This is a genomic window from Ignavibacteria bacterium (assembly GCA_041649015.1).
In the GTDB taxonomy this organism is placed as follows: Bacteria; Bacteroidota; Ignavibacteria; order Tepidaquicellales; family Tepidaquicellaceae; genus CAIKZJ01.
Genome location: JBAZNU010000003.1, coordinates 377,369 through 390,048, shown reverse-complemented (window position 1 = coordinate 390,048; position 12,680 = coordinate 377,369). Strand labels below are relative to the sequence as shown.

At 37.1% G+C, this 12,680-nt stretch carries 9 protein-coding genes; 3 read left to right on the top strand and 6 right to left on the bottom strand.

What is annotated here, in order from left to right; translation table 11 throughout:
- Positions 1-48: 48 nt before the first annotated feature.
- Positions 49-1,884 (bottom strand): T9SS type A sorting domain-containing protein, encoded by a 1,836-nt coding sequence (locus WC644_07430; protein MFA5011774.1) that lies wholly within the window; start codon positions 1,882-1,884, stop codon positions 49-51.
- A 398-nt stretch (positions 1,885-2,282) separates the two neighbouring features.
- Here WC644_07430 and WC644_07425 point away from each other — a divergent pair, with 398 nt between their 5' ends.
- The gene (locus WC644_07425; protein ID MFA5011773.1) at positions 2,283-3,338 is read left to right on the top strand and encodes a thioredoxin fold domain-containing protein; all 1,056 of its coding nucleotides are present in this window, start codon (positions 2,283-2,285) and stop codon (positions 3,336-3,338) included.
- Positions 3,339-3,806 (top strand): nucleoside deaminase, encoded by a 468-nt coding sequence (locus WC644_07420; protein MFA5011772.1) that lies wholly within the window; start codon positions 3,339-3,341, stop codon positions 3,804-3,806.
- A gap of 29 nt (positions 3,807-3,835) precedes the next feature.
- On the opposite strand, the gene WC644_07415 is transcribed toward WC644_07420, so the two are convergent.
- From WC644_07415 to WC644_07405, 3 genes are all read right to left on the bottom strand, one after another.
- On the bottom strand, positions 3,836-5,311 hold the full coding sequence (locus WC644_07415; protein MFA5011771.1) for an inorganic phosphate transporter: 1,476 nt from the start codon (positions 5,309-5,311) through the stop codon (positions 3,836-3,838).
- A 6-nt stretch (positions 5,312-5,317) separates the two neighbouring features.
- Positions 5,318-5,959, bottom strand: a complete 642-nt coding sequence (locus WC644_07410) for a DUF47 family protein (protein ID MFA5011770.1) — start codon at positions 5,957-5,959, stop codon at positions 5,318-5,320.
- Positions 5,960-6,218: 259 nt separating this feature from the next.
- Positions 6,219-7,445 carry an FAD-dependent oxidoreductase gene (locus tag WC644_07405; GenBank protein MFA5011769.1) on the bottom strand — a complete coding sequence of 409 codons (1,227 nt, stop codon included), beginning with the start codon at positions 7,443-7,445 and terminating at the stop codon, positions 6,219-6,221.
- Between the two features lie 112 nt (positions 7,446-7,557).
- Here WC644_07405 and WC644_07400 point away from each other — a divergent pair, with 112 nt between their 5' ends.
- On the top strand, positions 7,558-7,974 hold the full coding sequence (locus tag WC644_07400; GenBank protein MFA5011768.1) for a secondary thiamine-phosphate synthase enzyme YjbQ: 417 nt from the start codon (positions 7,558-7,560) through the stop codon (positions 7,972-7,974).
- Between the two features lie 687 nt (positions 7,975-8,661).
- Here WC644_07400 and trxA read toward each other — a convergent pair.
- Entirely contained in the window at positions 8,662-8,982 is a 321-nt protein-coding gene (trxA, locus tag WC644_07395) for a thioredoxin (GenBank protein MFA5011767.1), read from the bottom strand.
- Positions 8,983-9,021: 39 nt separating this feature from the next.
- A complete protein-coding gene (gene dnaE / locus WC644_07390) occupies positions 9,022-12,600 on the bottom strand; it encodes a DNA polymerase III subunit alpha (protein MFA5011766.1) in 3,579 nt (1,192 codons plus the stop codon).
- Positions 12,601-12,680: the final 80 nt, after the last annotated feature.

Sequence of the window (12,680 nt, the reverse complement as noted above, 5' to 3'; positions counted from 1 at the left end):
ACCCGTTGCTGAAAGCAACGGGTCTTTTGGGAGATTTATATTCTGTGATTATTTAATTAACATCATTCTCTTCGTGTCGGTGAATCCGTTCACGTTAATATTATAGAAGTATATTCCGCTGGAGAATTCACTTGCGTTGAAGTCAACAGAGTAATTTCCAGCTGCTTTACTATCGTTAACAAGATTAGCAACGACTACACCAAGAGCATTATAAACTTTAAGAGTTACAAAACCGTTTTTAGGTAATGAATAACTAATTTTTGTTACCGGGTTAAACGGATTAGGAAAATTCTGTGAAAGCTTATAGTTTGCTGGTGTTTCCGAGGTTGAAGGGTTAACAGCAACTATCGGCTGCCCGTACCTTGAAATACCTCCATTGCTTCTGATACCCCAGATTGTTGCACCCATGCGTGATTTTGTTATGTGATAGAAACTACCGGCAGGAGAGGTATAATCAGTTGTCCAGGTGGCGCCATCATCTGTTGATTTACTTATACCAGTACCCTGCTGTGAAGCCCAATATGTTGACGCAGCACCAACAATACCTGAGATTGAAGATGACGGATACGGACTAGTTAAAGCTGTCCAGTTTACACCTGAATTTGTAGTTTTTAGCAAACCTGGGGAAGCAGACGAACCACCGGCTAAACCTGTTGACGTGCTATTAAAGCAAATTGCCGTAATATTTGCTAATGGAATTGTCTGGTCGTCCCAGCTTACGCCCATATCTGTTGTGTGCTTAATTTTGCTTTCACCGACCGGAGACCACCATACCTGATTACCCGAGAAACAAGCAGCGTTGTTGTACGTACCACTCGTGTTCGTCGAGGGCATTGTGTACCAGGAGGTCCAATTATCACCCCCGTTTGTACTCTTTAATAAATTCCAGTTTCCACCAACTACGTCACCTATACAGTATGCATTTGTTGCACTTGTCATCCAGAGATTGTCATCAAAACCTCCAGCTAATGTGTTTACAGTTATCCAGTTCATACCACCATTTGATGTTTTGTAAATGAATGAACTCGTTGATGAACCTGTTACAATAGCTGTATTTGCATCCCATCCAAAAATGTTATACATAGCAATGGAGGAGGGCAAATTTCCACTGACGTTTGTCCATGTAACACCTTTATCTGTTGTTCGTAGGACTTTACCGGCTGCACCACAAACCCATGCTACGTCATCATCGACAGCCGAAACCGAATATAATACTGAAGTTAATCCCGATACCTGCTCAGTCCAAGTTCCCGATGGAACCGGTGGTCCTGTTGAAACGTCAATACCACAGTGCATGAGCTGAGAACCCTGTCCCTGATAAATGTAGTTGCAACCACCAGCAGTTTGGTTGTAAGTTCTTCTATTCGTACCTGTAAATGAGGTGTGATAAAGTCCCATACCTGTCGCAGAAGCACCACATTGACTAATTTCAATAATCAGACTCTTTGTGTTGTCATAATTAAAAGGAGTGTTTAAAACAATCGGTGTAAAAGTACCATTAACAGAATTAATTAAAGCTGATGGATTGTAATAAACCGTGTCCAGATGCTCTGTGTAAAATACACCAGATGGCAAAGTAGTAATGGTAGATTGCCCCATTTTAATAGTCAGGTCAGTAAAAGTAACAGAAGCTGTTTTACAGAACACGTATAAAGTTGTAATATTACCTGAAGGAGCCGGAGTGGGTTGATTCAACTCTCCGGGAAGAATTAAAAACTGTATCAATTTCCCTGCGGTAATGTTAAACGGGAAATTGTTGCTCCCAATAGTTGTATTAAAATTATAATGTTGAGGTGTTTGTGCCGCTAAATCACCCGCGCTAAAAAGTAAAACAATCAAAAACACAATCGTGCTTTTGAAGATTGAAAGTTGTAAAGTTCTCATAGCTAATTTTAGTTTGATTAATAAAAGATGTAACAAGGGAAATATTCAGGGTAAACCTTTTCATAACATAATATAATAAAATAATACAATCAAATATATTCATATTATTAAATAGTAATTCAATAAAATGCAAAAATTAAGCTTTATTTATAAATAGTTAAATCCATTGAAGATTTATATAATTTAACTTCGGGGGGGTATAAATTAACAACGAAAGATTTCTCCGAAATATAACGAATGTTATTACTCAAATAATTTGATATTATGAAATAATATAGGAATATGGTTAAACCCGGGGTAACAATCCGGGGGGTTTTTTGTCCTTTTACTTATTACAGTTGCATTTCAATTTAATTGGGGAAAACGTAAATTTGCTAATTATTTTAAATAAATTAATTATGAGAATTAAATCGTTTTTAGTTATAGTATTTCTTTTGATTTTTATCAAAGCTAATGCCAACGAAATACAATTTACAAACGGCACTTATGCGGAAGTTCTTTCAAAAGCAAAGTCTGAGAATAAAGTATTAATGGTGGATTTTTACACAGACTGGTGCAAATGGTGCGTAGAGCTTGACAAAAAGGTATATACGAATTCAGAGGTAGCCGATTTTGCGAACAAGAATCAGGTAAACTGGAAGATTGATGCAGAAAAAGGTGAAGGAATTGAACTTGCAAAAAAATTTCAGGTGGCAGGATACCCAACCGTTGTGTTTGTTGACGGGAATGGTGATGAGATTGACAGAATTGTGGGTTATCTTCCCGTTAAGGATTTTCTTCCCGCAATGAAAGACTTTGTTAGTGGTAAAAATACACTAAAGAGCCTTCAGGCGACTCTTTCAGAAAATGCAAATGACATAGAAGCTAATTTCAGGCTGGGGAAAAAAATACTTGAAGGTGGAAATGCTGGGGATGCGAAGAAATATTTGGAAAAAGTCGTAAGCTTGGATTCAAAGAATAATTCAGGATGGACAGACGATGCCGAGTTGTATCTTGCACAGATTAGCGGCAAAAAAGAAGATATTAATGCTTTTGTGAATAAGTATCCGAAAAGTGACCTGACAAAGCAAGCTTTGATTTTTCTTGCCGAATCAACGATGGAAAATAATGATTATGCAACGGGTGATGAATACTACGATGAGCTTATTTTAAAATACGGTAACAGCGACGAAGATGTAAGCTTTAGCTATGGTCAATATCTGCTGTCAAAAATATACGGAATTACGAAGAACGAGAGTATTACAAAGGAAATGAACCTTGAAGGGATTGAGCTTGCTAATAAATGCCTTGGATATGTTAAAGGAAGTGTAAACGAAGCATCATGTTATTACTACCTTTCGATACTGAACCTTAACCTTGGAAACAAAACTCAGGCACTTGATTACATAGACAGAGCAATCAGCATATTTGACAGAAAATCTTTCAGAGAACTCAAGGATAAAATTAACAAGTAAATGTATAACGACGATTTCATGAGACGGGCTATACGTCTTTCTTTGTACAACATACAAAAAGGCGGTGGACCGTTTGGCGCTGTAATTGTAAAAGATGGTAAAGTGATTTCTTCGGGCACTAATTTAGTTACATTAATTAATGACCCGACTGCTCACGCTGAAATAGACGCAATCAGAAAAGCTGCTAAAAATTTAAAGAAATTTGACCTCAAAGGTTGCGAAATATATACGTCCTGTGAACCCTGTCCAATGTGCCTTTCGGCTATTTACTGGGCTAGAATTGACAGAGTTTATTATGGTACTTCTAAAAAGGACGCCGCGAAGATCGGATTTATTGATGACTTTATTTATAAGGAACTTGATAAACCTATCGGTAAACGAAAACTTAAATTAACACAGCACTTGCGAGACGAAGCTCTTATGTCATTCGAGACATGGGATTTAAAAAAAGATAAAACCAGTTACTAATTAATTTTTAAAGGAGTTATTTTTACTTCTTACTTGATGTAAAAATAATCACAGACTGTGTTAAGTTTTATTCTAAGTTCTCTATTGTAATATTCATTTGAATAAACAGCCGGTAATGACTGCCAATCTTCAGATAACATTTCCAGTTTGTTAATCAGCATCCATTTGTGATTGAATGACTGATTATGTAAGCTCTTTACCGAATTAATCTGGTCTTGAGTATAGCGGTTTGGACTCATTTTCTCCTTAGCGTAATTCGAATCTATCCTGTAATATTCCAGTTTTGCAATCTTAAATATGTTGTATATATGGTCTTCCTTTGTGTACCCAAGCCTACTGAGGTAATATCTGAACTCTTGCTGACTGTTAAAAGTTGTATCTCTATTTTTTAAAAGATAATCTACAGGAATTTCTGCGGACATTATTTGCTTGATTACTTCTTTATTCGTTTCAAAGCTGAAAGTCTTATAGACTTCCCTATTGAAAACATTCTGCGCAATAAAAAGGAATATCAGGCAAATTACAGCTGATGCAAGAGGTGTTATAATCCAGCCGAGTCCTATTTTTCCTAATATCTTATAATTCAGGTATCTGCCGCTTTTAGCAAATCCAATACCCATAACACCACCGACTATTGCCTGAGTTATAGAAACAGGTACGAGCGGAAAGGAAGGCAGTCCAACTGAGTTTAATGCTTTATCTATCATTGTAGATGAGAACAGGAATAGAACAAGAGAAGCCCCAAATATCACCGATATAGAAGAAAGCGGAGTGAGCTTGAATATACGTTTACCTACCGTTTCTGTAGTCTTGTTTGAATATGTAATAATTCCGATTACAATCGACAATGCACCTGTAAAGAAAAGCTGGTACATTCCTGTAATAACGAACGTTTCCGTAATTCTTATATCCGTGAATGGGGAAGAAGACATGAAAACACCCACTACCTTTGAGATGTTGTTTGCTCCGAGACTGTATGCACCAAACGCAATCACGAGAATGGTTAATCTTTTTAAGTGCTGATCTGTCTCAAGCAAATGAAGTTTTGACTTTTTTAGAATTCGTATTAAAACGTAATATGCTGCAAACGAAAATATTCCCGCCAGAACAGGATTTAATATCCATGAAAATACAATTTCTGCTAAAGATTTAATGTCAGTAGGAGATGATGTAAATAAATTCCAGCCGATGATTGCTCCTATAATTGATTGAGAAACCGAAACAACGAGTCCCTTCTTCATCAGCAAAAATACTGTTAGTGCAGCCGATAGCGACACCGTAAATGAACCCGCAATGGCATTTACGTCACCGAGCTCTCCGATTGTATGAGCTGCACCGTATCCGCTAATCATTGCTCCAAGAAGAACGAAAATAGAGGATATGACTACAGCTGTTGTATATTTCAGAACCTTCGTACTAGTAGCAGTACCGAATATGTTACCGGCATCGTTTGCACCGAGGTTCCAGCCGAGAAATAATCCGCTTAATAGATAGAACCATGCCATCACTTCTTAACCGTATCTTTTAATTACAGCTATAGAAAGCCTGTCACAGACGTCTTCAGCAGCATCTGCAATCTTTTCTATGTTTACAGCAAAAGTTCTAATATGCATCTTGCAGCTAAGCTCAATATCTGCTCTTTCAAAAATATCACGTTTCAATTTATCTGCAAGCTTGTCAGATTCCTTTTCAAAGAAAATGGTTTTATTTATATAATCGCGTACAATCTGAATTTCCGTGAAGTAAGAACGAACAGCAGATATCATGCACTCTACAGCTGATATCGATGTGTCTGCCAGGTCAAGAAACCTGTCTTCGAGGTCTTGAGGAATATCCGGATTTTCAACAGAAAATTGAAATAATATCTCTTTGCAGCCGTTAAGAACCTTATCGGCACTTTCAAGAAGTCCAAGTACATCTCCTCGCTGCTCAGGAATTAAAGTATGACTGTAAAGCTTTGTCTCTATTGTTCGTCTGAGCGTATCAGCATCGTTTTCAGTTGTGTCTAAATTATTCAGTGCATCAATAAACAGTTCAGAATCTTTTTTCAGATAGTACTTGATCCCCTGCTTAAGATACAATCCTCCGTTCAATACTTTGTCAAGAAATTCATCAATCTGAACTTCCAACTTTTTTGTTTTCTTCAGTAACATTACAAATAATTTTATTAGTATAATATAAGAAAATTGAAAAAGGCTTTTAATGTATTAATTTATTCTTTTTGTAATACCTGCTGAATCATGCGGATTTTAGACAGTTTAATGTAGTAGAAAGGAATGTGTATTATATAAAAATATCACGAATATTGAATATATAGAAATTGACACTTACAATAAGCTGCCTTTCGATATTATTCCGCGTTCAGCTAAAGGTCATTGAATCGGCAGGGTTGACCGTAATCATGAGTCTATATCAAAAATTACTCACATCTCTTCCGAAGAATAATGTCTTTGTCCAGTCAAATATAACAAGCAGTTTGTTTTTGAAACTAACAAGTCTCGTTAGGTAAGCACTTCGCCAGAGCAAAAATGTTTTAAAACCCGTACCTTTGAACTGCGGCGTATCAGCAAGAGCTTTATGACCTCCTATATATGCAAGCATCCCGAGATTTTTAAACTTAAATGGAAGTGATACATTCATTTTTTTATTCAGATATTTAGCCAAAAAAAGACCAAGCTGCTGTGCAACCTGTGCTGTTGCCGGAAGCTCTTGACCTTCTATGACCGCACAGTCACCGATTGCAAATATATTACTTTGATAACCATCATCTTTTTTTACCCTTAAGAATTCGTCGGTAATTATCTTCCCCGTTCGGTCAGTTGCTAAACCCGAATTGTTAACAAAGTTAGTTGAAGTGTTTCCGGTTGCCCAGACAAGAAGACTATATTTTATCCTTTCGCCGTTATTAAGATAAATATTTCTTTCATCAACACTCTCAACAAAAGATTTTGTTCTTAAAGAAATTTTTTGCCTTTTGAAAACTTTCATTGCATATTCACTTAGTTTTTCATCAAACGATGCAAGAATCGATTCCTTTGCCTCGATAAGAATTAACTCCACAAGGTCACCTAAATATTTGTACTTTCTTTTTACATCGTCTTCAATGAAATCGTGCAATTCCGCTGCAAACTCAACACCTGTCGGACCGCCGCCGCATACCGCAAACCTGAGATAGTCTCTTTTCTCCTCCTCGGTTAATCCCGGTAACGATGCATTCTCAAAGCAATCTACTACCCTTGTTCGTATCTTTCTTGAATCATCAAGCTCCTTCAGAAAAAGCGCATTTTCCTTTATTCCCTTAATTCCGTACGTACTCGTCACCTCACCGACCGCAATAACTAAGTAATCATAATCAATCTCGTACTGACGTTTTGTATCAACGTCAAGACATTTTACGTTACGATTCAAAGTGTCAACTTCTATACAGTAAGACTGATGGAAAATTATATTCTTTACATTCCTTATCGGTTCTATAATACTCCTGAACTCTATCGTTCCTACTGTAGTACTCGGAAGTAAAGGAGTAAACAAGAAGTGATTTCTCGGACTAATTACCGTAACTTTATAAAGTTTTGTATTTATCTTCTTTATAAATCTGAATGCCGCAAATCCTGTACCTAATACAACAATTCTTTTCATGTCTTATATTTACTTTTTATTTTAATATCAGCTTTTTCACCTGAAATCCCGTGATATATCAATTATTTTGTTTACTTATTTAACATATTATTTTAGATATTAATTTATGAACATGAAATCATTCAGAAAAGAACTATGGTTTAACACTTCTAAAAGAAGAGAATTAATAAAGATAACTACTGACGTTGAAAAGTGTGTCAAAGAAAGCAATGTTGTAGAAGGATTAGTTTTAGTGAATGCTATGCACATCACGGCTAGCGTGTTTATTAACGATGATGAATCTGGTCTCCATAATGACTTTGAAGCATGGCTCGAGAAACTCGCACCCGAAAAACCTTATTCCCGGTATAAACACAACGGATTTGAAGATAATGCTGATGCACACCTGAAAAGAACAATCATGGGAAGGGAAACAGTCGTTGCTATTACTCAGGGGAAATTAGACATGGGTCCATGGGAGCAAATCTTCTACGGTGAATTCGACGGTAAAAGAAAGAAAAGAGTACTCATAAAAATAATCGGAGACTGAATATAAGTCTCCGATTATGTTTGTCAACCTATTTTCTGACGAAAGAAATAATTTCACCAGATATAAAGCTGACTTAAACGCGGGTACTTGAACATTTACCCTATATCATCAGTACCCTATTCTTCCATTGTCAAGTTTACCCCCTTATCATTGGAAGAATATAAGGGTTCCCGGTAACACTCATTATTTGTATCTTATATTTGCGAAATCAACTACCGCAAATCTTACAGCGTCTCGAGATAATCCGTATCACTTAAATACCCCTTGTTAAGCACAAGGACCTTGCCTCAGTTTCGGGCAAATTATCATTTGTATTTTCATGTAACCGGATTGAACTCGTAAAACCGCTTTTCAACAATGACATGTTTTCCGGTTTTCCCACTCATTTCTTTTGAGAATGAACTTTCATTTCTTGCATTCTCATTTTTTCATCTGTGACTCTGAACTAATGTGTCAAAGTCTTTGAATTAAAACAAATCTGTTATCTTAAAGAAAAACATTTTCATTGTTTTTCCTTATTTTGTTCCTCTGTTAATTCTATGAAAAGTCTATTCGAATTTCAAGGTATATTTAATAATATTATAACTACTTGATAGCAATAAGCAAGCCACATTATAAATTATTACGGGAAAAATAAATGCCCTGCACGTTTCCATACAGGGCTCGGTTTAAAACATACTTTTTATTCTAAAGTTGTGCGTTCAGCTTATCAACAATACTACCCTTTGGTACAGCGCCCACTATCTGGTCGACTACCTGTCCGCCTTTGAAAATTAACAGCGTCGGGATACTTCTTATTCCGAATTTAGCCGCTATCATCGGATTGTTATCAATATCAACTTTTCCGATCTTTGCTTTTCCCTGATATTCGCCCGCAAGCTCTTCAACAATCGGTGCAATCATTCTGCAGGGTCCGCACCAGACTGCCCAGAAGTCTATCAATACTGGTACATCTGACTGCTCTACTTCAGCAGCAAAATTCGAGTCTGTAATTTCTAATGGGTGCATTAATATTATTCCTTTCTTATTAATTTAAAGTTTTGTTTGTTAGTTTATGTGTAAATTATCTTCTCCAAGTATATTTTTCAAGTTCGAAATTAATTCATTGCTAAGATTTATTTTGTACTCTTTTGACCTGTATTGTTTAACTTTACCGTTCTCGATAACGGTAAAAAACAATCCGCAGGTCCCTGGATTTTTATCAACCAGTGCTCTTATCCTTTCCATATCCACGTTCCCAACCTTTTTCGGATCCAGTACCAGGGTTATGTTGCTCCCGAGTGTTTCCTGAAAATGGTCTATGGAATAAATGCTGTCAATCACAAGTTTTAGTTTATCACCTGATTCTTCCGCCTTACCTCTTACGAACACAAGCTGGTTTTCTTTGAATAAATCTTTACGTGATTCATAAATCTTTGAAAATGCAACGCACTCCCCTCTTCCGTAAAAATCTACTAAATTGAATATCGCAAACTTGGTTCCTCTCTTCGATTCTTTTACGGATAAATCGCTTATCACTCCGCACATTTGGGCATTGTCAAGCTTCGAAGGTTCTATTTCGTTTATATCTTCACCAAAGCTCAGGTTAACAAAGTTCTCTATCTGCTTTCTGTATTTTTCGAGGGGATGCCCTGTCAGATAAAACCCCAGCGCTGCTTTCTCGTGATTGTATTTTATTACTTCATCAAATTCTTCATGGTCCTCCAGCCTTAATTCAGATACACCATTTAGCTCAGGAGTATCAGAAAACAAACCATGCTGTCCTTTCGACTCAGGCTTCTCTTTTATTCTCGATGCAAACATCGTTGCTCTTTCAAGGTTTTCTATAAGCTTACGCCTGTTCTTTTCGATAGAATCGAAAGCACCTGAAAATATCAAACCTTCAACCGTTTTCTTGTTAACAAGCCTTAAATCAACTCTAATAAGAAAATCCACAAAACCTTTATACACACCCTTTCTTTCTCTTTCTTTTACTATATCATCACTCGCTTTCTCACCGACATTCTTGATTGCACTTAATCCGTATATGATTTCTCCCTGCTTCGTTTTTGTATCCGTATACTTAACTTTGAAATTAGTAAAACTTTCATTTATATCGGGCTGTCTGAGCCGTATCTTCATCCGTGAACATTCCTCCGCAAGATACTGAAGTTCTGTTTCGTCATCCTTCCTGCCTTCCATAGAAATTGCCAGGAACTCAAGCGGGTAGTGCGTTTTCAGGTATGCTGTGTAATAAGCAAGTATTGAATACGCTACACCGTGAGATTTATTAAAACCATAATCTGCAAAATCTAATATCAATGTGAATATCTGCTCGGCTATTTTCTTTTCAACTTTATTCGCAACGGCACCTTTAATAAAATCTGTCTTAATCTTCTGCATCTTTTCCTTAATCTTCTTTCCCATTGCTTTTCTCATGTTATCTGCTTGCGCCATCGTAAACCCTGCTACTTCGCGGGCAATCTGCATCACTTGCTCCTGATAAACTATTATTCCATAAGTGTCTTTCAAAGCATTCGACATAAGCGGATGCAGGTATGAAATTTCCTTCCTGCCGAACCTCTTCTCAATAAAATCAGGAATTAGTTTCATAGGTCCTGGTCTGTAAAGTGCATTCATAGCAGCAAGGTCATTTATATCCTTCGGTTTAAGCTTAGAAAGATACTCCCTCATCTTGTTTTTTGAAAATTGAAAAATTCCAACCGTCGCTCCTGCAGAGAATAATTCGTATGTATCCTTATCATCAAGCGGTATGTTGTCTGTTGTAATATTTAATCCGTGATTTTCATTTACAAGATTTAATGTCTTTCCAATTATTTTTAATTCTTTCAGTCCGAGAAAATCCATTTTTATAAGTCCCGCATCTTCAAGCATATTCATGTCATACTGTGTGCAGTAAACTATCTGATCGTCCTCGTCCCCGCCCTTCTTCTCAGGGTCTTTTGCTCTTGAGAGTGGAACGTAATCTGAAATGTTTGATGGTGCTATTACAACACCCGATGCATGAATAGATGAGTTCTTGTTCAGGTTTTCCAGTACGCTTGCATATTCAAACATACTTCTTCTGTCAAGCTTCACTGCACCGTCTACTGAATTAAAATATGCGCTAAAATCCGGCACCTCCTTAAGGCACTCCGAAAGAGGTTTCACCTTACCGAATAGTATAGGAATTAATTTTGTTAAATCATTAATTTCTTTATATGGAAAATTCAATACCCTGCCCACATCTTTCAGAACACCCCTTGGTGCCAGCTTGTTGAACGTTATTATCTGTGCAACGGAGTCTTCACCGTATTTTTCCTTTGCGTACTGTATTACCTCGTCACGTCTGTCATCCTGAAAATCTATGTCTATATCAGGCATTGATATTCTTTCCGGATTTAAAAATCGTTCAAACAGAAGATTATATTCAAGCGGATTAACGTTCGTTATTCCGAGACAGTAGCAAACAAGACTTCCCGCTGCGCTGCCCCTTCCTGGGCCTACAAGAATTCCGCGGGCTTTTGCAGAATTGATAAAATCTGCAACAATTAAAAAGTAACCCGAGAACTCCATCTTCGAAATAACACCTAATTCATAGTGCAGCCTCTCTTCAACATCAGGAGTAATTTTCTTAATCCTTCTGTGCATACCCTCAATGGAAAGCTTTTCGAGATATTCATCAAGTGTTTTTGTACCCGATTCCTTCGGAATAGGAAATCTCGGCATGTGGTTTGCTTTTGTATCTATTTCAAGATTGCATTTCTCCGTAACTTCAAGAGTCGAGTGTATCGAATCTGGAAAATCTTTGAATAGGTCAATCATCTCTTTAGCTGTCTTGAAATAAATCTGGTCTGTTCCATACCGGAGCTCTGTCGTTAAATCACGCGGACCGATGTTCTTGTTCTGCTTCGAACTTAGATGAAGATAAATGTTATGCGCAATTGCATGCTCGGGTTTAATGTAATGAACATCATTCGTTGCTATAAGTTTAAGACCGAATTCTTTCGCAATTTTCGGCATTTCTCGAAGCACTTTTTTCTCCGATTCAAGAGTCAAATGGTTTTGTATCTCAAGGTAGAAATCCTCTCCGAAAATATCCTTGTACTTGCCCGCCATCTCTTTAGCCTTTGCTAAGTTGTCACGGACAATGTAACACGATATAACACCTCCGGCACATGCAGATAGCGCCACAATGCCGTCTTTGTATTTATCAAGCACTTCAAGGTCTATTCTCGGCTTGTAGTAAAAACCCTCTGTATGCCCTATCGAATTTAGCTTCAGAAGATTTCTGTACCCCGTTTCGTTTTTTGCAAGTAGTATTAAATGTGCGTAATTTATATTCGTCACAGAAAGTCCGTCAGAATTCTCCGTGTCTATTACATCCGACGCATAATCACTTCTTTTTGTTTTATCAAATCTCGAACTGCCCTGAGCAACATAAGCTTCAAACCCTATTATCGGCTTTATACCCTTTCTCTTGCATTTATTGTAAAACTCCATAGCACCGTACATTACCCCGTGGTCGGTAATTGCAACCGCTGACATTTTATTCTCTGCCGCTGCATCAACTAATCCGTCAACCGTGCAAATAGCATCGAGTAAAGAATAGTGTGTATGGTTATGTAAATGTATAAACTCTTTCATTGGGTTTGATTTTCTCGTGAGCTGTAATGTTCAAATTCTAAACCTTATCTTCAAAGTAAAAAATTTAAACTTGTTTTAAA